At 40.0% G+C, this 23,855-nt stretch carries 17 protein-coding genes; 8 read left to right on the top strand and 9 right to left on the bottom strand.

The window, feature by feature from the left end; genetic code table 11:
* Positions 1–67 precede the first annotated feature (67 nt).
* The 4 genes from AS4_RS17415 to AS4_RS17400 are packed head-to-tail and all read right to left on the bottom strand — an operon-like array spanning position 68 to position 7,159.
* On the bottom strand, positions 68–2,221 hold the full coding sequence (locus tag AS4_RS17415) for a hypothetical protein (protein ID WP_096735015.1): 2,154 nt from the start codon (positions 2,219–2,221) through the stop codon (positions 68–70).
* The gene (locus AS4_RS17410; RefSeq protein ID WP_096735014.1) at positions 2,218–3,402 is read right to left on the bottom strand and encodes a VWA domain-containing protein; all 1,185 of its coding nucleotides are present in this window, start codon (positions 3,400–3,402) and stop codon (positions 2,218–2,220) included. The genes AS4_RS17415 and AS4_RS17410 overlap by 4 nt, the downstream gene beginning before the upstream one ends.
* On the bottom strand, positions 3,399–6,065 hold the full coding sequence (locus AS4_RS17405; protein ID WP_096735013.1) for a DUF5682 family protein: 2,667 nt from the start codon (positions 6,063–6,065) through the stop codon (positions 3,399–3,401). The genes AS4_RS17410 and AS4_RS17405 overlap by 4 nt, the downstream gene beginning before the upstream one ends.
* A 2-nt stretch (positions 6,066–6,067) precedes the next feature.
* Positions 6,068–7,159, bottom strand: coding sequence for an ATP-binding protein (locus AS4_RS17400; RefSeq protein WP_096735012.1), 1,092 nt, complete (start codon positions 7,157–7,159; stop codon positions 6,068–6,070).
* Between the two features lie 313 nt (positions 7,160–7,472).
* Here AS4_RS17400 and AS4_RS17395 point away from each other — a divergent pair, with 313 nt between their 5' ends.
* The 7 genes from AS4_RS17395 (at position 7,473) to rimI (ending at position 15,407) form a co-directional block, all read left to right on the top strand.
* Entirely contained in the window at positions 7,473–8,954 is a 1,482-nt protein-coding gene (locus AS4_RS17395) for an EcsC family protein (protein WP_096735011.1), read from the top strand.
* 147 nt (positions 8,955–9,101) lie between these two features.
* Positions 9,102–9,476 (top strand): 30S ribosomal protein S12, encoded by a 375-nt coding sequence (gene rpsL / locus AS4_RS17390; protein WP_004648013.1) that lies wholly within the window; start codon positions 9,102–9,104, stop codon positions 9,474–9,476.
* Between the two features lie 179 nt (positions 9,477–9,655).
* Complete coding sequence (gene rpsG / locus AS4_RS17385) at positions 9,656–10,126, top strand: 30S ribosomal protein S7 (protein ID WP_004655203.1); 471 nt, start codon at positions 9,656–9,658, stop codon at positions 10,124–10,126.
* Positions 10,127–10,313: 187 nt separating this feature from the next.
* On the top strand, positions 10,314–12,452 hold the full coding sequence (gene fusA, locus AS4_RS17380) for an elongation factor G (protein WP_004723654.1): 2,139 nt from the start codon (positions 10,314–10,316) through the stop codon (positions 12,450–12,452).
* Positions 12,453–12,545: 93 nt separating this feature from the next.
* Positions 12,546–13,736, top strand: coding sequence for an elongation factor Tu (tuf, locus tag AS4_RS17375; RefSeq protein ID WP_004723653.1), 1,191 nt, complete (start codon positions 12,546–12,548; stop codon positions 13,734–13,736).
* 220 nt (positions 13,737–13,956) lie between these two features.
* On the top strand, positions 13,957–14,838 hold the full coding sequence (locus AS4_RS17370; RefSeq protein WP_096735010.1) for a metal-dependent hydrolase: 882 nt from the start codon (positions 13,957–13,959) through the stop codon (positions 14,836–14,838).
* A 110-nt stretch (positions 14,839–14,948) separates the two neighbouring features.
* Positions 14,949–15,407 carry a ribosomal protein S18-alanine N-acetyltransferase gene (gene rimI, locus AS4_RS17365; protein WP_004723651.1) on the top strand — a complete coding sequence of 153 codons (459 nt, stop codon included), beginning with the start codon at positions 14,949–14,951 and terminating at the stop codon, positions 15,405–15,407.
* A 38-nt stretch (positions 15,408–15,445) separates the two neighbouring features.
* Here the strand turns inward: rimI and AS4_RS17360 are convergent, their stop codons facing one another.
* From AS4_RS17360 to trxB, 4 genes are all read right to left on the bottom strand, one after another.
* A complete protein-coding gene (locus AS4_RS17360) occupies positions 15,446–16,261 on the bottom strand; it encodes an arginyltransferase (protein ID WP_004723650.1) in 816 nt (271 codons plus the stop codon).
* Between the two features lie 23 nt (positions 16,262–16,284).
* Positions 16,285–17,016, bottom strand: coding sequence for a leucyl/phenylalanyl-tRNA--protein transferase (gene aat / locus AS4_RS17355; protein ID WP_004817553.1), 732 nt, complete (start codon positions 17,014–17,016; stop codon positions 16,285–16,287).
* Between the two features lie 68 nt (positions 17,017–17,084).
* The gene (locus tag AS4_RS17350) at positions 17,085–18,635 is read right to left on the bottom strand and encodes a class I SAM-dependent methyltransferase (protein WP_096735009.1); all 1,551 of its coding nucleotides are present in this window, start codon (positions 18,633–18,635) and stop codon (positions 17,085–17,087) included.
* A 110-nt stretch (positions 18,636–18,745) separates the two neighbouring features.
* Complete coding sequence (gene trxB, locus AS4_RS17345) at positions 18,746–19,699, bottom strand: thioredoxin-disulfide reductase (protein WP_096735008.1); 954 nt, start codon at positions 19,697–19,699, stop codon at positions 18,746–18,748.
* Between the two features lie 312 nt (positions 19,700–20,011).
* Here trxB and AS4_RS17340 point away from each other — a divergent pair, with 312 nt between their 5' ends.
* A complete protein-coding gene (locus AS4_RS17340) occupies positions 20,012–23,134 on the top strand; it encodes a DNA translocase FtsK (RefSeq protein WP_096735007.1) in 3,123 nt (1,040 codons plus the stop codon).
* 45 nt (positions 23,135–23,179) lie between these two features.
* On the opposite strand, the gene AS4_RS17335 is transcribed toward AS4_RS17340, so the two are convergent.
* Complete coding sequence (locus tag AS4_RS17335; RefSeq protein WP_096735006.1) at positions 23,180–23,713, bottom strand: hypothetical protein; 534 nt, start codon at positions 23,711–23,713, stop codon at positions 23,180–23,182.
* Positions 23,714–23,855: the final 142 nt, after the last annotated feature.

The raw sequence follows: 23,855 nt of genomic DNA, 5'->3' as shown, positions 1-23,855 counted from the left end.
TACTGTGCTTGGTAGTCCACTAAAATTATAGAAAAATATCATCAATTTAAAGAGCAAGCTTAATTTATCACGACGTAACTTGTCCTTCTAAAGCGATTCTATGATTTAGGCGTTGTAGTTGTAATAAAACATGTCGCCATTTTAAAAGCTGACTGGCTAAATTGTGCTGTGTGGAATCTGATTTAAGTGAGTTTTGAATAAAGCTTAAACCCAAATCTGCAAACTTTTCAGCAAAATCATCCAGTTTAACCATATCATCTGTATCCAATTTTGAACGACCTGTATTTGCATAGAATTCAAACAAGGCTTGTGATTCCAAGATCAAAAGGTCTAATGCAGATAAATGTTGCTGATGTTTCCATTGCTTTTTTTGTTCGAGCAATTTTTCAATTCGACCAGTAATCAGCTCAACCAAGCTACTTTTCTTCTGTACAGGATGATCATAATCCAGACTGAATATTTTTAAACCTTTTGGCGTTGTTAAAAACACACTACATGGAATGAATTGAATCTGTTGCTGTGTTGCTTCGATACGCACCAACGTTGCGATAATTTTTTCATTATGAATCAGTTGGGTGAGATGTTTAATTCGTGCACGATATTCTGGTTCTATTGGAATGACCAGTTTGAGTGCTCTATTTTCATCGTCAGTAATACGGTATTCAAAATATTGCTCTAGTTCGTTGAGTTCAGGTGCTGTGATACTTTTATGGCGAAGCAGTACATAACGTGATTTAAGCTGTTCTAGGCTTGAATGCGGAACAAGCATTTCTTGTAAAGATTGCCATGTTGAAATGCCAATATTCATCTGTTCTAAATCGGATTGGCTAAGTGCATTCAACAAGCCCTTTGGTAAAAAACGAGTATCTGTGCTGGCACTGAGTTGTGTCTCTGAACTGGATTTTGCATGGGTTAATTCAAGTTGATGTTGGAGTAAAAAGCTGAGAGAACTTCCCCAAATCCCAGTATTGGCTGCACTGTGCATATCAAAGGTACGATCTAAATGATTGGCACGTGCCTGAGTCACTTCTTTAAGTTGTTGCTCTTTTACATCCCAGAAGCATACCGTTAGACCATGTGCACCACTCTCTGTATTCCACCATTCACAACCAAGCGGGATTAGATGCGCTATGCTTTCTTGTTGATAGTCGCGTTGTACAGCACCACGAAGTTGTCGCAATGCTTCGGCTTGATCATCTGGATTTAAATGCTCGATTTCTGACAGTGCAGCCAAATAGGCATACAAATGTGCCAATTGATTAAAAATCTGCTGCTCATCAACCTGTACATCTGCTTCCAAAAACTGCTTCATTGAGCCATGTAAGGCACGCAATAAGCTCCCTAAACGTGGTAAGTTTTGTGCGCGTGCTTGCATATTTAAAATATGCAGTGACATGACCATTTCTTTGGCCAGATGTGACAGACCTTGCTGAATAAAGTTTTGACAAATGAGTTTAAGTTCTTGGATCAATACCTGATCATCAGGTGAAAGTTGCTGTGTAGGATGATGATGTTGCGCTGTTGTATCAATTGACCATTGCCATTTTTCAGGGGCATTTTTCAGAACTAAATAAGCAATACATGCCAAATGCCCAGCAACTTTTTGTTTGTCTGTAATTTCTGACAACATGCCTTCAAATCCCGTTGCGGGGTAGAGAACAACTGGATTGGGACTTAAATCGGTTTGAAAAGTGATTTTATGTTCTTGAATATCAATTTGACAGGGTTCAGGTTGAAGCAACCAATTTTGTACAAATTCATAGGCCAAACGAATATTGGCTTTGCCTGCTTGTTTTTGGATTTTGTTTGGATCAAATTCTAAAACAGTTTCAAGGGCTGATGTTGTGGCTTGCTCAGATGGCTCAGTATGTTGAGATGTTTCCTGTTGAGTTAGTGGTACTGCATTTTCTCGATTATTGTTAGGGCTATTTTCACTTGGACTATTTGCGGTAATCAGTAGTGTTTCATGTTCCTGAACCCATAAAATACTGCTGAGAATATGTTTACAACAGCCTTGTGCTGAACAATTACACAGTGCTTTGGTGATGCCCTCAAGGGGCAGTTTAACTTCACATTCTTCGACTTTAAATACCAGTTGATCGTGCTCTTGTTGTAATAGTTCAACAGCATCTAAGGATTTACGGGCACGACGTAGAAGACCAGCATTACTGTGCATGGTTAGGCTGTCTTCATCGTATTGGGTATAAATATGCCAACTCATTGCATCACCTCTGCAAACCATGTCGCCAAATGTTCAGGAGTCATTGCTGCGATTTGCATACCGCGTTCTTGGAGTTTTTGTGCCATATTGATGTCATAAACAGGATTGGCTGCTTGATCCAGCGCCGCAAGCCCAAGCAGTTTGCAGCCTTGTTGATTGAGTTGACTGGTGGTGTTGAGCATTTGTTGAACGGATGCACCTTCTTCAAAGTCACTGATCAAGACTAAAATACTGCGATTGGGTTGTTTAATCTTCTTTTGACAGTATTGCAAAGCTTGACCAATGTTAGTTCCGCCACCGAGTTGAATGGTCAGTAAGACTTCAACTGGGTCATGTGCCAAATGGCTTAAATCAACAATTTGGGTGTCAAACAGGACCAGACTCATATTGACCGCAGGGAGAGCTGCCAAAATACTGGCACATACTGCTGCATACATGATCGAATCCATCATCGAGCCACTTTGGTCGACACACAGTACAATTTCCCATGGCAAATGTTTCTGTACACGGGCATTAAAATAAGGGGTTTGAATAATCAGTTTTTGTAAATCAGGCTGATAATTTTTGAGATTGGCTTGAATGGTCCGTTTCCAATCAAAGTTTTGTGCCTGTTTAAGATGTGAACGCTTAAAACGATTAAGACGACCTTGTAGCGCTTTTAAAAATTGTGTGCGGATTTTTTGTAAGAGTTCTTCCACGACTTTTTGAATTAATTCTCGAATCGCATCTTTCATCTCATTGCTTAAACGACCACGCATACTCAGCAAAGCTTTAGCCACCGCAGGGTTGGGTTCAAGTTGTCTTACATGCTCTGGGTTTTTAAATAACTCAGTTAACTCATAGCGTTCTATGGCTTGTTTTTGCATACGTTCAAAGGTCGATTTTGGGAACAGTTTTCGACTTTGGTTGAGCCAGTTAATCGCGTTAAGCTGCGAGGCTTCTAAACCGCCATGGCGATTTTTCCCTTGTTGGATGCCACGACGCTTATATTCATTTTGGTAGAGATAATCGAGATTGCGCTCAAGTTTCAGTTGATCGCCTGACAATGCCGCTGCTGATAAATTCTGGTCGGCATAGCGACCGAGCATCAAGCGCCAACGGCGTGCTTGATCCATTGCATCAAGAGAAGCGGGAGTATCTGAGTTTTCATCAAGATTTGGTTCAGGAGGTAATAGACTCATTTATTCACTCCTTGTTGTTCTGATTGCGGTTCAAGCTGTTGTTTTGGGTTGAGTAGTTCTGGATTGAGTTGCTTTGAGCGATTGCTTGCCCAGCGATCTAAGTGATCATATTCAAATATTTTTTGCAGTTGCTGGTTAAGTTGTATGCCTTGGAATACATCCTGTTCTCCTATATGACTAAGCACCTGATCGAGAATGACATGCTCTCCAAGTCCTGTGGTTTTTGCGATAATTTTCGATACTTTGGTGCTTTGCTTTGGGGTGAGCTGACTAAAGATATAGCGTAAATCAGGTAAAATCCGAATAAAGGTATCTTCCGTCCAATGACTGACCAATTGGTGAAGTGCATCAATTGCAACCTTGGATTGCACAAAGATTTCAGGCGCAATAAAAAACATGCCATGTAAGTATTGCACAGCATCTTCAGGATCACTTCCCACTGCAAAAGCCAGTTGTAATTGTTGTTGAAGCTGATTTTGCTCAATTTGATGGTCTAAAAACTGCAAAGTATGCAGCGCACCTTTGAGTGAACTAAGATGAAATTCATCAATTTTTGCCAGATCAATTTGGCTATACATCAGTTCCAGTAAATCTACATCTTGTGCATTTACAACTGTATGCTGCAGTGAAAGATTTCGTTGCTTGATATTTAAAATCAGTTCATGCAAGGTTTTTAAGTTGCTCAGATTTTGTTCAACTTTTTCTTCATGGGTATCGTAAATTTGATCAAGTAAAAAACAGGCCTGATAGACGGCAAAACTTAAACTTTGTATCACGATATTTTCGGGTAAATTTAACAGCTTGTGACCATGCCACAAATAATACAATTGCTGTGCTGCACCAATCACCGAGGCAAGGTTTTGATCGCTTTCTAAAAAAGTATCGAGTTGTTGACGGAGCAATTCTAAATGTTGCTTTAATCCTAAGCGACACGCCAAAGCCAGCAATTTGGCAGTTTCAAAGGCAGATTGTCCCACACCTTTTGCTTCATTTTCTTGCTGTAGTTTAATAATTTTAAGCAGTGCAATTTGTTCGAGTTGATTGCCCATTTCTGCTAGTTCAATCAAACGTGCTTCAACACTAGGTGTCCATGCATAACGCCATTCCTCAAACAACAAATCCAGACTGGCACCCTGTACAAAATCTGGACCTGAAATACGTTGGGCAAAATTACAGCCGACAAATTCCAGTAAATGCAAATATTGGCTAATGTCTTGATGTAAAGGTTTACGATAAATATCGAGTTTTCGATTGCGTAAAATGGTGTCATTTAAATTAAAACGATAGGCTTTAATCTGTTGATAGGTATTTTGTAATAATGCAGGGCTGTGCTGATTTTGAGCAACCTTACCAAGCTGTTGCCCACTTAAAAACTGAAAAATCAGGGTAAATAAATGCTGTTGTCCATCATCCATTTCCCCTTTGATTAAGGCGGATTGTAAGGCATCGAGGAGGTCATAACGGCTCGGTTGATAATGCCCTCGAAGGCAAGCCAATTGCCAAGCAAGTTCAGCGGTATTTTTTAGTGCGATATAAGGCGTTACATCTAGTGCATTTTCTTGGTTTAAAAAATGGCATAACTCATTTAAATATTGAAAAAATTGCAGTTGCATCTGTTCAACCGTTGGGTTGTTTGCAGATTTTAAATTTTGCCAATGTTGCTGATAATATGCAGGTGAGGGCATACCTGAAGCATAGCCATTTAAAGCATCTAAACGATCGAAACTATAGCGAATCAGCCAAGCTTGCTCTTGCCAGTTTTGCTTTTGATCTTGGACAATAAAACGTTCTGCTTGCTGTGGGGCTGCTAGATTTTCAATTAAGGCAAGACTATGAAAGCCACCCGTGATCACCAAAATTTTATGCTTGGGATCAATACTGTCTTGGATGCAATTCCACATTACATCTTCACGATGTAATGAAGCATCTTGCAAAAGTACCTCACGCTCATAATCCAAACGTGCCAATGAACACCAAGCAAAAACATCATCAAAAAATGTTTGAGCATGTTGCAGTTGTTCAACATTTTGCAGCTCGAATAAATGATCCCAAAGTTCATCGTGATTTCGGCAATGCATGGTTTCAGCAAGTTTTTGGATATATTGGCTATGTGCAAAATAACGTTCAGACAGCAAACTTTTTTGTTGCCAGTCTAAATCGGACTGTTGCGTTTTTAAGGCACTTTGTTTTGCCCAATCCAAGTCAATAAATTTAACGTCTGCTTGAATGAGTTTTGCCTGTTGGATGGCGACCCATTCAGGGGAGTATTCACAAAAAGGGAAGTAGGCAGAAAAGATTTCTGGTTGAACCTCGTCATCACTTTCATGTTCTTCACTAGCACTCTCTTTATTTGCAGCGCCTTTTTTGGGTGAGGTTTTATTTGAAGAGCGTTGTGCTTGTGCAAATATAGCCACAGGAGGCTGAGTGGCTTGGTTCTGTAAGCTTTCAATTAAGAATTCAAAACTTGTTGGTGCTTCGATTAAAATGTGAGTGGGCTTCAGTTCATCGATATATTGTTTTAACGCGTATGCACAAGCGGGGCTATGATGGCGGATTGGCGCAAAAAAAACGTTTTGCTCCGCCATTTGCTGTTTCAGTTGAAATGCCTGTTTTAAGCGTTCAGGCATTTCACCTCTCTCTATATTTCGATCCAACAGCTGCATGATTAAAACTCTCGGCTGGCGTCATAGAAACTTTTCCAGTCGGCATCTTTACGTGCACGCTCTTTCACCACAGTATCCAGATAATAACGTAGGCGTTTAGCGTCATCTGGATTATCTTTAAACACAACCCCAATCAATTGTTGTGCGAGGTGTTCTGCTTTTAATTTTCCATCACTGAGATAAATGGCTTGTAGACCTGCCGCATGGGCAATATTGACTGCTTCAGCAGTAGACATAACAGCATCAGGCGTTTTAAGTGTTGCGCCTTGCAGACTTTGTCCTGTTCTGAGTTCATTGAAAATGGTCACCAAGAGTTCGATGATTTCTGGGCGAACTTGGATTTCACTGTATAAATCAGCAAGCTGGTTCTTAAGTTGTAATCCCACCAGTTCGATTTCAAATTTTTGGTCACGAATCGGTTTTACTGTTTCAAAGTTAAAGCGGCGCTTTAATGCTGCTGACATTTCATGTACGCCACGATCACGCAAGTTTGCTGTTGCGATGATGTTAAATCCTTGTGTAGCTTGCAAACTAAAATCTTGTCCCATTTCAGGGATCATCATTTGCTTCTCAGACAGTAACGACACCAACACATCCTGAATTTCAGGTGGGCAACGGGTGATTTCTTCAAAGCGGGCAATTTGTCCATTTTTCATGGCATAGAAGAGTGGGGAGGGAATCAGTGATTTATCTGTTGGTCCTTCCGATAAAAGGAGCGCGTAGTTCCAAGAATATTTAATATGGTCTTCGGTTGTCCCTGCTGTCCCTTGAATTGTGAGCTGAGAATTGGCTGAAATTGCAGCACTAAATAGCTCTGAAAGCATCGATTTTGCTGTACCTGGTTCACCTACCAGCATCAAACCCTGATTGCCCATCAATGTCACCAAGGCACGGTCAACTAAAGCATCATCACCATAAAACTTTTTTTGAATATCCAGTTTGGCATCACCCAAGATAAATGAGCGAACAGCGTAAGCAGAAAGTTGCCAACCTGCTGGCTTTCTATGTTGATCTTGTTCTTTTAAGCGTTCTAGTTCCGCTTGATATTTTTGTTCTGAACTGTGCTTAATTTGATTTTGAAAATTTTGCTTCATAATGATTCTATATATATTTTATCCAATGAATCTATCATAACTGGCAAAGGCTGAGATGACCACTGGTACATAAGTTGTCCGCGACAAATTGTGACATCTGTTTGTTATAAAAAGTATTTTTAAGTAAATTGAGTGCTGTAATTGCAAGTGAACTAGGGTTAGATTGTTTATAATTGTATAGTATGATGATCTGTATTGAAATTTTGTGAAATAGTGATTGTATTGATTCGAGAATCAGTACATTAATGTAAGCATTGAGAAACTATTTAATACAAGCTTTAGTGTTTGAAAAACCACAGTTACGAGGGTGCACATGGCAAATTCTAATAAAAAACAATCAGGCGGATTTATTTCAAATGCTTTTGGCGTGGCCAAAAAGCTAAGCGAAACAGGCTTAAGTGTGATCAATCATGTTGCTCCTGGTACGGTGAGTAAATTGAGCCACAGTCCTAAAGATGAATCCGTTGTACAAGGTACTGCTCAAGAAAAAAGTGCTTTTGAACGTAAACAATATGAAAATCCTCAACAAATGCTACGGGAACATCTACCCAATGTAACTGGGCAGCTTTTGGGGAAACATTATAAAAAAATCAATAATGTCGCTTCGTTTATTTCACCAGATTTAAACGATAAATTGTCTGATTTTATTTTTGATAAGCTCAATGAGTTTGTTTCAGAACTGACTTCTGTAGATGCGGTTCTAAAAGAAGTGGGTGCAAAAAGCTTGGCAGAGTTGGCTAAAGATCCTGAACGTTCACAACGGATCAGTACTGCGCTGGCGAATCAGAATAAAATTATTGCTGCAATTCAAGGTACAGTGACAGGCGCGTTTGGCGGCTTAGGCGCAATTCTTGATGTACCTAGTTCACTGGCTTTGGCACTCCGAAGTGTTTATCACACTGGGCGAGCGCATGGTTTTGAGTTGAATGCAAAAGATCATGCTGTTGTTGAATACATTTTTAAACAAATTGATCTAGGCACTGTTGCTGAAAAACACGCATTGATGGCGGCAATACGAACTTTTGCAGGGGTGTTGCAAACCCACAATGTGAGCCAATTGCAACAGCTATTAGGTTCAAGCAATGATATAGAGCTGTTAAAAAAATGGGTGGCAAATGAGGATGGTACATTTAAGTTGCCATGGATGAATAATCTTCCACATTTTAGTCTGTTGACACGACTCACCCCCTTAGCCACGATGGGCATCAGTGCTGCATATAGCTGGAAACTGGTCGATGATGCAACCGATAAAGCTCAAATCGTATTTTCTGGCGCAAGGCAATATCTGCTACAGCATGCTGATGAAAAAATTGATGTATTAGATGCTTATGAAAAATTTAGTCAATTGATCTCAGACGCGCATCCGTTGCTTTTAGAAGACAGCAAAGTAGAAACGCTTGCAGAGAAAGTCGAGCCTCAGGTTGAAAATGAAGCAATTACCCATGTTGAAGTGAAGGAAAAAACCAGTGAAACTGTTGATGAACTCAATGCTGAGCAAAAAGTTGAGCAGGGGATTCAAAAACTGGCTGAAACGCACATTGAAGATAAACATACGACTCAACAGCAAGACAAAGCGACACCCGTAAAACCTCGACGTACCGCGCAAAAGAAAGTCGCAGCAGTGGAGACCACTACAGCGAAAGCAACTGATGTGGCGAAAACATCGACAACTGCAAAAACTGTAACAAAAAAGCGTACCCCGGTAAAAGCCAAAGCTGCTACAGAAAATACGGTAAAAGCGTCTGAAAAAACGCAAGAAGCTACTGAAACAAAATCAGAAAGTAAGCCTGAGTAAGTTGAATCATTGATTTAGCCAAAGCTTGAAATGGTCAATATTTGACACCATGTTGAATGTTGACCATTTTTACTTCTTGGCTTACAATTGCATGCCCTCAAAAAGTGGTAATTTTTTGAGGCTTTTTATTAACGGGAGAATTGCCATATGGCAACAACAAATCAGTTGATCCGTAAGGGTCGCACAACTTTGATTGAAAAATCAAAAGTTCCTGCGTTGAAGGCTTGTCCACAACGTCGTGGTGTTTGTACACGTGTTTATACAACTACACCTAAAAAACCTAACTCAGCAATGCGTAAAGTTTGCCGTGTTCGCTTAACTTCAGGTTTCGAAGTTTCTAGCTATATCGGTGGTGAAGGCCATAACCTACAAGAGCACAGTGTTGTTCTTATCCGTGGTGGTCGTGTTAAAGACTTACCAGGTGTACGTTACCATACCGTTCGTGGTTCTTTGGACTGTGCTGGTGTTAAAGATCGTAACCAGTCTCGTTCAAAATACGGTACTAAACGTCCTAAGAAATAATCTGTTAAAGATTAGCTTCTTAAGAATATAGAGCCGCAATCCTTTATCGTCTCGCTTGTCTGATTTCTGCATTAATTTTGTGAAATTCAAGCGACGTGTAGTAAGGCCAGCGAATAGCACACGACACTTTGTGCTGATGCTGGATAAACCTGAAGTGTCATATTTATAGGTAGATTAAAATGCCAAGACGTCGCGTAGTCGCTGCTCGTGAAATCCTTCCGGATCCTAAGTTCAGTAGCCAAACAATCGCTAAATTCATGAACCACGTAATGCAAGATGGTAAAAAGTCTATTGCTGAAAGTATCGTTTACGGTGCTTTAGACCGCGTTCAAGAAAAAAATAAAGTAGACCCAGTTGAATTTTTCGAGACTACTCTTGAAAAAGTTCGTCCTATGGTCGAAGTAAAAGCACGCCGTGTTGGTGGTGCTACTTATCAGGTACCTATGGAAGTACGCCCATCCCGTCGTACTGCCCTAGCTATGCGTTGGTTGGTAGATGCTGCTGCTAAGCGTTCTGAAAAAACTATGGCGTTACGTCTTGCTGGTGAGTTGCTTGATGCAGCTGAAGGTAAAGGCGCAGCGATCAAAAAACGTGAAGATGTGCACCGTATGGCTGAAGCTAACAAAGCCTTCTCTCACTACCGCTTCTAAGCGGCTAAAACAGTCCCTAATCAGGAGAATACTCATGCGTACTGCAGCACGATTTAACATCGCCCTCTACCAAAGTGGGGGATTTGCGGGTATTTAAGTTGCCCATTACGTATCGAGTATCCGTACGCATCAATGCTTCATTGATGCGTCCTGTTTTAAACAACAAAATTTAGGAATGCAAGAAATCATGGCTCGTCAAACCCCAATTTCTCGTTATCGTAACATTGGTATTTCTGCGCACATTGATGCCGGTAAAACTACAACTACTGAACGTATTTTGTTCTACACAGGTGTATCTCACAAAATTGGTGAAGTACATGACGGTGCAGCAACAATGGACTGGATGGAACAAGAGCAAGAACGTGGTATTACAATCACTTCAGCTGCTACGACTTGTTTCTGGTCTGGTATGGGCAAGCAGTTCCCTGAACACCGTATCAACGTAATTGATACACCGGGACACGTAGACTTCACAATCGAAGTTGAACGTTCTATGCGTGTTCTTGACGGTGCGTGCATGGTTTACTGTGCTGTAGGTGGTGTTCAACCTCAGTCAGAAACTGTATGGCGTCAAGCAAATAAATATAAAGTGCCTCGTTTAGCATTCGTGAACAAGATGGACCGTACTGGTGCAAACTTCTTCCGTGTTGTTGAACAAATGCGTACTCGTTTAGGTGCTCATCCTGTACCTGTAGTGATTCCAATTGGTGCTGAAGAAAATTTCCAAGGTGTTGTTGACCTGATCGAAATGAAAGCAATCATTTGGGATGAAGCTTCTCAAGGTATGCAGTTCGAATATGGTGATATTCCTGCTGATCTTCAAGCATCTGCTGAAGAATGGCGCACCAATATGGTTGAAGCTGCTGCAGAAGCATCTGAAGAGTTGATGGACAAATACCTAGAAGAAGGTGATCTTTCTAAAGAAGACATCGTTGCAGGTATTCGTACGCAAACTTTGGCTGGCGAAATCCAACCAATGCTTTGTGGTACAGCATTCAAAAACAAAGGTGTTCAACGTATGTTGGATGCTGTAATTGAATTCTTACCATCGCCTACAGAAGTTAAGCCTATCGAAGGTATTCTTGACGACAAAGCTGAAACTAAAGCGATTCGTGAAGCATCTGATGAAGCGCCGTTCTCTGCATTAGCGTTCAAAATCATGAACGATAAGTTCGTAGGTAACTTGACTTTCGTACGTGTTTATTCTGGTGTTCTTAAACAAGGCGACCCAGTATATAACCCAGTTAAGTCTAAACGTGAACGTATTGGCCGTATCGTACAAATGCACGCAAATGATCGTCAAGACGTTGAAGAAATTCGCGCTGGTGACATCGCTGCATGTGTAGGTCTTAAAGACGTAACAACTGGTGATACGCTTTGTGATGAGAAAAACATCATTACACTAGAGCGTATGGAATTCCCAGAGCCAGTAATTTCTCTTGCTGTTGAGCCTAAAACTAAGGCTGACCAAGAAAAAATGTCTATCGCTCTTGGTCGTTTGGCTAAAGAAGATCCATCGTTCCGTGTACGCACAGACGAAGAATCTGGTCAAACGATTATTGCGGGTATGGGTGAGCTTCACCTTGACATCCTTGTTGACCGTATGAAGCGTGAATTTAACGTTGAAGCGAACATTGGTAAACCAATGGTTGCTTACCGCGAAACAATCAAAAAGAGTGTTGAGCAAGAAGGTAAATTCGTACGTCAAACAGGTGGTAAAGGTAAATTCGGTCATGTATATGTTCGTTTAGAGCCTATGGATGTTGAAGAAGCTGGTAAAGAATACCAATTCGCTGAAGAAGTTGTAGGTGGTGTAGTACCTAAAGAATTCTTCGGTGCGGTTGACAAAGGTATTCAAGAACGTATGAAGAATGGTGTATTGGCTGGTTACCCTGTTGTGGGTATCAAAGCGACATTATTTGATGGTTCTTACCATGATGTCGATTCTGACGAATTATCGTTCAAAATGGCAGGTTCTTACGCATTCCGTGATGGTTTCATGAAAGCAGATCCTATCTTGCTTGAACCAATCATGAAAGTTGAAGTAGAAACTCCAGAAGACTACATGGGCGATATCATGGGTGACTTAAACCGTCGTCGTGGTATGGTTCAGGGTATGGACGACTTACCTGGCGGTACTAAAGCAATTCGTGCTGAAGTTCCACTTGCTGAGATGTTTGGTTACGCGACTCAAATGCGTTCTATGTCTCAAGGTCGTGCGACATATTCTATGGAATTTGCTAAATATGCTGAAACTCCACGTAACGTGGCTGAAGGCATCATTTCTAAATTCCAGTCTGGCGGTAAAAAAGGTGACGACGAGTAATCTTTCGATTACTATAAGCCCAAACTAATTCATAGTTAAAAACCAAGTGCTCATGCAGTGACCCTGCATGAGTAGTTTAAAAAGGAAGCTCTCATGGCTAAGGCTAAGTTTGAACGTAATAAGCCACACGTAAACGTGGGTACAATTGGTCACGTCGACCATGGTAAAACAACTTTAACTGCTGCAATTGCAACAATTTGTGCAAAAACTTACGGCGGTGAAGCTAAAGACTACGCAGCAATCGATTCTGCACCAGAAGAAAAAGCACGTGGTATTACAATTAATACTTCACACGTAGAATACGATTCTCCAATTCGTCACTACGCTCACGTAGACTGCCCAGGTCACGCCGATTATGTTAAAAACATGATCACTGGTGCTGCTCAGATGGACGGTGCGATCCTTGTATGTGCTGCGACTGATGGTCCAATGCCACAAACTCGTGAACACATCCTTCTTTCTCGCCAAGTAGGTGTACCTTATATTCTTGTATTCCTTAACAAGTGTGACCTTGTTGATGATGAAGAATTACTTGAATTAGTAGAAATGGAAGTTCGTGAACTTCTTTCTACTTATGACTTCCCAGGTGATGACACGCCTATCATCCGTGGTTCAGCACTTGCTGCACTTAATGGTGATGCTGGTCAATATGGCGAATCAGCTGTACTTTCACTTGTTGAAGCGCTTGACTCTTATATTCCAGAACCAGAACGTGCTATCGATAAAGCATTCTTGATGCCAATCGAAGATGTATTCTCTATTTCTGGTCGTGGTACAGTGGTAACAGGTCGTGTAGAATCTGGTATCGTTAAAGTCGGCGAAGAAGTTGAAATCGTTGGTATCAAAGATACAGTTAAAACAACTGTAACTGGCGTAGAAATGTTCCGTAAACTTCTTGACGAAGGTCGTGCGGGCGAGAACTGTGGTGTTCTTTTACGTGGTACTAAGCGTGAAGACGTACAACGTGGTCAAGTACTTGCTAAACCAGGTACAATCAAGCCGCACACTAAATTCGACGCAGAAGTATATGTACTTTCTAAAGAAGAAGGTGGTCGTCATACTCCGTTCCTTAACGGTTACCGTCCACAGTTCTACTTCCGTACAACTGACGTAACTGGTGCAATCCAATTACAAGACGGCGTTGAAATGGTTATGCCAGGTGACAACGTTGAAATGTCAGTAGAACTAATTCACCCAATCGCAATGGACCCAGGTCTACGTTTTGCGATCCGTGAAGGTGGTCGTACAGTTGGTGCTGGTGTAGTTGCTAAAGTAACTGCATAATCGCTGATTGTGTAAAAAGAGCGCTCCTTTGGGGCGCTTTTTTTATGGATAAAATAAACAGCCTATAAATTGTTAGACAATACCCATCAAAAGCTGTCCTTAACTGATATTTGTGTGACCTAATCTGCAATTATTAAACTTTCATAAAAACGTAATATAAAGAAAGAGAAAAACAAACATAAAGAATTTAAGTGAAACTCACTTAATAGGAGGAATCGCAATGAATGCAAAAGTGAATATTTCAAACCGTGCTGGTGCATCTTTCCCTGTACGTCGTATGGATTTTAATTTTGACGATGTACCTGAATATTGGGCAAGTGGTTCAGCGGGTATTACACATTTCATGACTGCATTGTCAGCATTGTTCCCAGATGGTGAAAAACTTTTTATCGATTCAGTACGTGCAGTACGTTATCACCCTGCGATCAAGGACAATGAAGCATTACAAAAAGAGATTAGTGCTTTCATCGGTCAAGAAGCTATGCACACCAAAGAGCATGAAAACTTTAATGCTTCAGCAAAAAAGTTTGGTCATGATGTTGAGAAATACGAGCGTGAAACAGGTGTGTTAATTCAAGGCGCACGTAAATGGTTTGCACGTGCAGTCAAGCCTTTTGGTATGACTCAAGAAATGGTGGATTTAACCGCGACTACTGCATTAGAGCATTTTACTGCAACAATTGCTTCGCAACTGCTGGTCAATGGGCATATCCAAAAGTTAATGACTGATCCAACCATGTCGTATATGTGGTATTGGCATGCTGTGGAAGAAAATGAACATAAAGCAGTGGCTTATGATGTTTATGAAGCGGTGTTTGGTAAAGGTATCAAGGCTTATGGCTTACGTACCACGGCTTTAGTTTTTGCAATGGTACTCATCTTTATGGCGCAATCCTCTTTTGTGGTGCGTTTATTAAAAGAAGATGGCAAGCTCAACCTAAAAGAGCTCGGTATTATTTATAAATATGCTTATAGCCCATCTAAAGGCATTATTACCGGAATGACCAAAGAAATGTTGGCATACTTTAAGCCAGGTTTCCATCCAAATGATCTCGATACAGTGAGTTTGCTCGAGACATGGAAAGCGAAATTGGGTCTGTAACGCTTAAAGTCAGCATTTTGGTTAAGGAGCAACAATTGTTGCTCTTTTTTATTAGACTTATTGGTTTAATTTCTTATAATTCATTTTTTATATTGAGTTGATGAACGCAGATGATTCGTTTAATGCAATCTTCAGATCTGCACGCTGTTTCTCAAATTGAAGACTTGGTACAAAGTCATCCTTGGAAAAAAAGTCAATTTGAAGAGTCCATAACAAGTTATCTAAGTACGGTGATTGAGCAAGACCATCAAGTGGTGGGCTTTTGTATTCTACAACCTGTTTTAGATGAAGCGAATTTATTACTTATGGCAATTCATCCGAGCCAGCAGGGTAAAGGGCTAGGCTATCAACTGTTAGATGAATCGATTGCATTATTAAAAAATAATCCAGTACAAATCTTTCTTGAAGTGCGTGAGTCAAATAAAGCCGCGATTGCGCTCTATGAAAAAGCCAACTTTCATCAAATTGATTTAAGAAAAAATTATTATCCGAATCAACAGGGTGGCCGTGAACATGCAATTATTATGGTCAAAGCCTGTAGTGATGATTTTTCAAAGTTATTTAAATAAACTCTAATAATTTATAGAATGCTTACAGTGAAAGCCGATTATTTGATAATCGGCTCATTCCATTCTGAAGGCAGGGTGGTCATTAACATATCGCCCAACTCTTGAATTTCTTTGGCTTCCAAGTGACGATTGATCCGTCGCCATTGCCCATCTAATAATAATTCAAATGGCGCATATTGAGATTTGTAATTCATTTTCTCAGCATGTGGAACCCAATAACCGAGGTAGACAAAATCTAAATTCAACGATTTTACATATTCAATTTGTTTGAGAATCGCAAAAACCCCGAGTGAACGCTTACTTTCATTGGGATCAAAGAAGGTATATACCGCAGAAACGCCATCATCCAATTGATCACAGGTAGAGACACTAATTAAACGATCATCTTTCCACAGTTCAAGGAAAAAGCTGTTGGTACAACTGTGAATCAGGAATTTTTCAAATTGGTCATAACTGGGTGGGAACATATCACCATCAGCGTGTCTTTCAATAATATAACGCTCATATAGATGATAATGCGTTTGGGTTGCTTCTTGAGTTGAAATAATTTTAACGGTTAAATCTTGATTACGTTTCCAGGCTTTTTTCTGAGCGCTACTCATTTTAAATTCAGTCACTGGCACCCGACAAGATAAGCATTGGCGGCAAAGATGGCATTCAGGGCGATAAACAAAGTCACCACTGCGTCTAAAACCTACACGCGATAATTCGGAAAGTGTGACAACATCAATACGATGTACAGGGTCGAGAAACACCATACGGGCAGATTTATTTTCTAGATAACTGCAATCATGCGGTGGCGTAATATAGTACTGTAAGTCGTTTAATAGGGACTTAGGATGATAAGAATTCATAAATCATGTCCCTCCTTTTATTTTCATTCCATTAAGCGCGATAAAATCGCTATTGTTTTACTTGAAAATACACGCTCTTGATAACTTTTCCAATCTATAGAGGGTTGTTTTATTACATCTTGTAACGATTTAAGGTATTCATGGCGAGAAAGTGTACAAGCACCAAGGCTGAGTAAGTGATCATTGACCAACTGACAGTCAATCCACGGTAAATTATTTTCTCGGCCCAATAACATCAGTGTGTAAAAAGCCATTTTGGAAACATCGGTTTGAGTGCTAAACATCGACTCACCAAAACAACCATGGCCAATCGTCACACCATACAGCCCACCTACAATTTTATCTTGATCCCAGACTTCAACACTATAGGCATAACCAGCTTCAAATAGTTGGCAATAACCGTGAATAATCTCCTCAGAAATCCACGTTTCATCCGCATAGCTACGTGGGAGCGAACAAGAACGGATGACCTGTTCAAAAGCATGATTGATGGTAATTTTATAATCAAACTTTTTCATATTTCGCAGTAGTGATTTACTTGGATGATAATCCTGAGGGTGAATGATGCAACGGGGTTCTGGACACCACCAACAAATTGGTTCACCTTCGGAAAACCATGGAAATAAACCATGCGTATAAGCTTCAAATAATGTAGAAGGCGCTAAGTCTGCGCCTATACAAATCAAGCCTTGTTCATCTGGATCAGCTTCTATTGGATCTGGAAAAATAAATTGTGAAAGGGGGAGTTGATTCACGAGAATTCATCAATAAAAAAGATCAGCTTTATCTTAGCTGATCATGTGATTAAATGTCTAAACAGACCTTATGCAAAAAGTTTCAAATGTTTTGCAATTTTGAGTTTGTCACTATCTAGAAAGAATTGGGCTTTCTCTTGAATGACTTCAAGGCTGGTTTTTGGATCCGAAACGGTATTGCCTTGTTGGTCCAATACCAGCCAGCCTAATTGAGTCAGCACGTCCCAAACATATTGTGCAAATTGTGCGGCAGAGTCTAGCCCATCGATAAAGTGAGCGCGATAGAAGAGTTGGGTAAACTGATCGGCTGGAATACCAATCCCTGTGAGTGGGCAGGCCAAAACTTGATAATTGGTATGATAGCTGGCTTGCTCAAGGAAATAACGATTTAATTTCTGAGCATGTTCAACCATATCTGGATTTGAAGCTGCCTGACAAGGTTGTGCCAAACCTAAGTGACATAAAATCACCAAGGCATTGAGTAGCTTAGAATAGGTAATATCAGGGATGGCCTGTTCAAGCTCTGCAATCGTCTGTGGTTTATAGTCAGATTGTTTAAAATAAGCACCGAGGGGTTGATAAATCTCTTGGATTAAATCGAACTCACCTAAGTATCCTGAAATTGTTTTTGGTAATTTTTCTGGAGCCGTTAATAAGACAAAGGCTGTATTTCTCAAGCGATGCTGAATCTCTAATGCGGTTAAGGTGTTTTTCCCGCGGATATATAAATCTTTTCTAAATTGTGTGTTGGCAAAATAATCACGGCATTGCTCTTTAAAAACAGGGTGTTCAATGGTGTTTAAAAATTGCTGATGTTGCTCACTAAAATTAATGTTATCTAGATGCGAATTTAAATCTGTTGAACCCGCATAGGTCAGTTTAATTTCTTCTAAAATTCGCACGACTTGTTGAAAAGAAAAACACTGCCAATCTTGATTTAAGTATTCGTGGATCAAGTAGTTTGGATTTTGTTTTTTTAAATCTTGTACTTTATTGAGTGCATTTGGATTTCTTTGGGCAAAGAGGGGATTTTGCGCTAACAGCTCTTCACTAAAGTTAAGTGAATCATTTACTTTTTGTAGCGGGTTGGTACTGGTGCTATTAAATTTAAAATGACTGTGAAATAACTCGCGGACTGGCATATTGGCAGCCCAACCGGTCAAGCAGTTATAGCTGATATAGACAATCCCATTGGGACTTAAAAATTTTCGAATAAATTGCAAAATAATATGCTGGTTTTCGTGGCTAATCCAACTCCAGATCCCGTGTAAACTAATCGAGTCAAACATCGGTAAGTCTTTGTTGAGTAACTCTTCAAAACTTGCATCATAGAAGTGATGCGGGACTTGATTTTGTTCAGCCAAGACATTGGCATGGGCAGCATGAGCTGGGTTAAAGTCTGTACCAAAAAATAAACCAAAACTCGATGCAGCATGAATATTTAGACTGACACCTTGACCAAAGCCGAGTTCACAATGTTTGTGACGTTCATTGGTGGGTGGGCAATCAACCCCATTGAGTAATAAGCAAAACTTTTGGTAATTCGGGCTTAAGTCTCTATAGTAACCATAGGTGTAATTTACTTCGGTCTGATAGCCATCGGTCCACGCTGTTGTCATGTTTTTTCCTATAATTTGTATTCATTTAAAGTCATTGCTCTTGTTTATTTATAAATCAAAAATAAACAAACCGCCATGTAGGCGGTTTGTTTTTACACAAAATAAATCAATTATTCTAAGCCATCTAAATAGCGGTCAGCGTCAAGTGCAGCCATACAGCCTGAACCTGCAGATGTAATTGCTTGACGATAAACATCATCAGCAACATCACCCGCAGCAAATACACCTGCTACAGATGTCGCTGTGGCATTGCCCGCAGTACCGTTGCGTACTTGAATATAACCATTACGCAGTTCAAGTTGATTTTCAAACATTGCCGTATTTGGTTTGTGACCAATTGCCACAAACATACCCGATACGTCAACGTCTTGAGTTGAATCATCTTGGGTAGACTTAATACGTACAGAAGTCACACCAGAATTACTATCACCTAAAACTTCATCAACTTGATGGTTCCAGATGATCGAAATTTTACCTTCTTTAACTTTTTCATTGAGATGGTCTTGAAGGATTTTTTCCGAACGTAATTTGTCACGACGGTGTACCAAGGTAACGTGTGAAGCGATATTGGAAAGATATAGTGCTTCTTCAACAGCAGTGTTACCACCACCGACAACCATGACTTTTTGGTTTTTATAGAAGAAACCATCACAAGTTGCGCAAGCACTTACACCTTGACCCATATAAGCCTGTTCAGACTCAAGCCCTAAATATTGTGCTGTTGCGCCTGTTGCAATAATTAACGCATCACACGTGTACTCATCCATATCGCCTTTAAGTACGAAAGGGCGCACCTGAAGATCAACTTCATTGATATGATCGTATAAAATCTCAGTACCAAAACGTTCAGCATGCGCTTGCATACGATCCATTAACGCTGGACCTGTTAAACCTTCAGCATCGCCAGGCCAGTTCTCAACATCAGTCGTGGTGGTTAATTGACCGCCGAGTTGCATACCTGCAATTAAGGTTGGTTTTAAATTTGCACGCGCGGCATAAACAGCAGCACTATAACCAGCAGGGCCAGAACCTAAAATTATTAACCGAGAGTGACGAGCGCTCATGAGTCATCCTTTTTTATGAAAAATATAGAAATTGTTTGAATTATACGTGAAACTTTATCAAAGTTGTGTGGCTTCAATGTCGATAATATTGATCATCTAAATCGAATTGAGCTATATAGAATAATCAAATAATATTGTTTGGCATTTTTATCGAAATAAAAGCTTAAATTTCTAACAATGCTTTACAACACAAGTAAATAATAGTGCATCTTTTTTTTAAGAACAGGTGCATAATATAAAAATTTCTTCTCTCAAGAAAGCTGATCAAGCTTCAGAAAAGAGTAATTTGAACAATTGGTTACAGGATAGTATATGACTGCGGTGTCAAATGTTTATGCACAGCGCTTTTTAACAACAATATTCTTGATTTCATTTGGGATATATCTGTTCCTTGCAACAGTCACATATACCCCATTTGATCCAGGCTGGATGCATATTTCGAGTGATACACAACAGGTTTCAAATGCCAGTGGTGTAGCGGGTGCTTGGATTGCTGATTTGTTGTTTGGTTTTTTAGGTTGGGCAAGTTTACTCATTCCTGTATTTATTTTTATAGAAGCAGTGCAAGTGTGGTGGCCACGAAGTTTTGTGAGTCGCCCGTTTCGTTATGCTGCGCAATTTTTTATTTTGCTTGCGACCTCAAGCCTATTGTACTTGCTCTGGAATGTACCCGCAGACACATTAGCCAATGCTTCTGGCGGAATCATTGGTTATGAGCTCGGTGAAAGCCTATCTCAACTGATGAGTATTTATGGCGCAGTTGTATTTATTTTGCTCTTGCTTGTTGTTCTATTTACCTTAGCATTTGGTATTCAATGGAACAGAACGTGGGCAACACTGAAAGCCACGCCTGCTTATTTACAAGATTTATTTTATAAAAATGTTCCTGAAAGTGAATCTGCTTTTGATTTGACATCTCCGCAGAAAAATAAAAATCATGCGCATACCCATAAGGCTGAACCAATAACAGCTCAAGCTGAATTTGTCGAAGCTGATGATCAGGCACCAGTAAAAGAGCATTTGGTTGTTAAAAATACGAAACACAATCAAACAGCTGAACGCTTATTTGATGACATGATTGAGCAAGAAAGCAAAACTCAACATCATGTTCAATTTGATCAAGACGATATTGATGATTTGGAATTAGAGCGGACTTTAGAAAAAGCACATCGTCTAGAACAAGACAGTCAACGTACTGTTTCATCTGGTGAAGTATGGAAAGCCTTACATCAAGATCAAGACCATAATCGTGATATTGATGCCTTGATCAAAGCGTCAGAAGATCAAACTGAAGATAAATATGCAGATCATTTGCCACGTGCGCATCAACATGATGTTGATCATGTGCAGATCAGTAAAAAATCTTCACTTGATTGGGATGATGACCAAGTGTTTGATGAATTGTTGTCAGTTGTACCAAATGGACAAACTGCCACAGATATCCATAGCCCATTTAATACCCCTACGGCGCAGACTCATATTGAAGCTGCTTATGTAAATACTGCTGTTCAGGGTGGGCAAAGCGTTGCGAGTGGTGTCGCAGTAGCGGCAACTTCAGGCGTGGCAATACAAAATTTAGCCAATGAATTAGATGAGCTGGCATCGCTTGCAGATGAAGAGCTTACTGAAAGCCCAACTGCGTACCAACAAAATCAGCAATCTGTAGATGTTCGTACAACCAGTAATTATGCGCAATCTACGCCATTTACCCGTGCCAATATTCAAACCAATTTAAATGCATCAACCTTGGTCAGTGAAGAAGAAAAGTCTTTAATTGCTGCAGATAAAGATGCATTTAGAGATGCTTGGCAAGAAACTGCGGGTAAACCTCAAGACGAATTGCAAAGTGAGTTTGCAGAACTTGAAGATGATTTCGACTTAGATGCACCATTAACAGATGCATTTGGTCGTCCGATGTCACGTGCAATGCAAGTTGCGAATAAGCGTCGAGACTTACCAACATTGCCGGGTTATGAACTGTTAGATAAAGTCGATCCAAATAAAAAAGTCAACTTTACCGCAGAACAATTGTCACGTTTATCTGAACTGTTAGAAATTAAACTTCAAGAGTTTAATGTCAAAGCCAAAGTCATCGAAGCCCAACCTGGGCCAGTGGTTACACGTTTTGAGTTAGATTTGGCACCCGGTGTAAAAGCCTCGAAAGTGACCAATATTTCCAGAGATTTGGCACGGTCTATGTCAATGGCATCTGTACGTGTAGTTGAAGTGATTCCTGGAAAGCCTTATATCGGGATTGAAGTACCGAATAGCAGTCGTGAAATGGTGCGCCTGATAGAATTACTGGAAACCCCTGTTTTTAAAGATCCAAATGGTTTGCTTTCAATGGCAATGGGTAAGGACATTTCGGGTAATCCTGTGATCACTGACTTAGGTAAAGCGCCGCATATGTTGGTTGCGGGGACAACAGGTTCAGGTAAATCAGTTGCTGTAAACTCAATGATCCTGTCGATGTTGTTGAAATATACACCTGATCAATTGCGTTTGATTCTGATCGATCCAAAACAATTGGAATTAGCGAACTACAATGATATTCCTCATTTATTGACACCTGTTGTGACTGACATGAAAGATGCTGTTAGTGCATTGAATTGGTGTGTCAATGAAATGGAACGTCGTTATAAGCTGATGTCTTTTTTAAAGATCCGTAAATTAGCCGACTATAACCGTAAAGTGGAAGAAGCCATTGCAAATGGTGAGGATCTGATTGATCCAACTTGGAAACCAAGTGATTCTGCGACACAAGACAGAGCACCACGTTTGCAACCATTGCCTTCGATTGTGATTGTTGCCGATGAATTTGCCGATATGATCATGCAAGTGGGTAAAAAAGCGGAAGAAATGATTACCCGTCTGGCACAAAAGTCTCGTGCAGCAGGAATTCATTTACTGTTAGCAACACAACGTCCATCGGTAGATGTCATTACGGGTTTGATTAAAGCCAATATTCCAACCCGTGTGGCATTACGTGTAAACAGTAAAATTGACTCGCGTACTATTCTAGATGGTGGTGGTGCAGAGGATCTCTTGGGCCATGGTGATATGTTATTCCTCGGTCCAGGTAAAATTGATCCTGAGCGTGTACATGGTGCATTTATTTCTGATGATGAAGTCAACCGTATTTGTGACGCATGGCGTGAACGCGGTGAACCGAATTATGTTGATGAAATTCTCACGCCGTTTGACGAAGAACCGACCACACGTGGTTTCGAAGATGGTGATGGCGATCCGAACCGTGATGCACTCTATGACCAATGTGTTTCATTTGTCTTAGAAACACGTAAGGTGTCTGTATCTTCACTGCAACGTAAGTTTAGCTTAGGTTATAACCGTGCTGCCCGTATTGTTGATCAAATGCAGGAGCAGGGTATCGTCAGTGAACAAGGACCGAATGGTAAGCGAGATATTTTGGTCTAATTTAAACAGCTTGCAATGAGCTTAGGCTCATTGCAATTATTTAGGCTATAGAAATAGGCCGAGTAAATACAAGCACCAAAAAATAGAAAATAACACGATAAGTATCATTTGAGCTTTACTAAATTTCTTTTGTTCAATGACCACAAATTGATTGGATTGTTGTTTGGCAAAATTGAGTGCCTTAAATGCTGGTATTAGAAAAATGAAATTCAATACGGTAATCAGATCATAAGGCTCAGGCAGTTTAATCAGTACTGAAAAAACCATAAATCCTATAAACATCCAGCCTGATGAAAAATTCTCTGTATATCCTTGTTGCTTGGCATAGTTATTTATTTTTTTTAACAAGGGGTAAAGGAAAATAATATAAAGGACTGTCCGAAAAGCCGGCATGATGTCTAATTTGTCTTTTTGCATAAAGAAGCGCCATGCTTTAAACATCCACCAAATCAGATATAAACCCATTGTCAAAACGCACAAGAACATAAATTTATTGATGCTGATGATTTTTTGCACTTCCACGGAATGATGTGGTGCTTGCTCAATGAGCGTGGTTGAATCTTTTTCTAAATTAAGCATGATTTATTTTTTAGTTAGGTTTTAGTTTTTGATTATAAAGATAAAATAATATTTTCTCCAATAATTAAAATCCGTCTTTTTAAAAGATCGTTAATTTTTATTTGTGATGTAGATTCATTGACGTTCAGCCTAAAGGATTTTA

The organism is Acinetobacter guillouiae, from assembly GCF_002370525.2.
GTDB classification, from domain to species: Bacteria; Pseudomonadota; Gammaproteobacteria; order Pseudomonadales; family Moraxellaceae; genus Acinetobacter; species Acinetobacter guillouiae.
Note: the sequence above shows the minus strand (reverse complement) of the source record. Positions and strands in the feature narration are given on the sequence as shown.

Bases quoted from the DNA above. Each gene is read 5' to 3' on its own strand.
- rpsL (WP_004648013.1), top strand. From the start codon at position 9,102: ATGGCAACAACAAATCAGTTGATCCGTAAGGGTCGCACAACTTTGATT.
- rpsG (WP_004655203.1), top strand. From the start codon at position 9,656: ATGCCAAGACGTCGCGTAGTCGCTGCTCGTGAAATCCTTCCGGATCCT.
- AS4_RS17340 (WP_096735007.1), top strand. From the start codon at position 20,012: ATGACTGCGGTGTCAAATGTTTATGCACAGCGCTTTTTAACAACAATA.
- tuf (WP_004723653.1), top strand. From the start codon at position 12,546: ATGGCTAAGGCTAAGTTTGAACGTAATAAGCCACACGTAAACGTGGGT.
- AS4_RS17410 (WP_096735014.1), bottom strand. From the start codon at position 3,402: ATGAGTCTATTACCTCCTGAACCAAATCTTGATGAAAACTCAGATACT.
- AS4_RS17335 (WP_096735006.1), bottom strand. From the start codon at position 23,713: ATGCTTAATTTAGAAAAAGATTCAACCACGCTCATTGAGCAAGCACCA.
- trxB (WP_096735008.1), bottom strand. From the start codon at position 19,699: ATGAGCGCTCGTCACTCTCGGTTAATAATTTTAGGTTCTGGCCCTGCT.
- AS4_RS17370 (WP_096735010.1), top strand. From the start codon at position 13,957: ATGAATGCAAAAGTGAATATTTCAAACCGTGCTGGTGCATCTTTCCCT.
- AS4_RS17395 (WP_096735011.1), top strand. From the start codon at position 7,473: ATGGCAAATTCTAATAAAAAACAATCAGGCGGATTTATTTCAAATGCT.
- fusA (WP_004723654.1), top strand. From the start codon at position 10,314: ATGGCTCGTCAAACCCCAATTTCTCGTTATCGTAACATTGGTATTTCT.
- AS4_RS17350 (WP_096735009.1), bottom strand. From the start codon at position 18,635: ATGACAACAGCGTGGACCGATGGCTATCAGACCGAAGTAAATTACACC.
- AS4_RS17360 (WP_004723650.1), bottom strand. From the start codon at position 16,261: ATGAATTCTTATCATCCTAAGTCCCTATTAAACGACTTACAGTACTAT.
- AS4_RS17400 (WP_096735012.1), bottom strand. From the start codon at position 7,159: ATGAAGCAAAATTTTCAAAATCAAATTAAGCACAGTTCAGAACAAAAA.
- rimI (WP_004723651.1), top strand. From the start codon at position 14,949: ATGATTCGTTTAATGCAATCTTCAGATCTGCACGCTGTTTCTCAAATT.
- AS4_RS17405 (WP_096735013.1), bottom strand. From the start codon at position 6,065: ATGCAGCTGTTGGATCGAAATATAGAGAGAGGTGAAATGCCTGAACGC.
- AS4_RS17415 (WP_096735015.1), bottom strand. From the start codon at position 2,221: ATGAGTTGGCATATTTATACCCAATACGATGAAGACAGCCTAACCATG.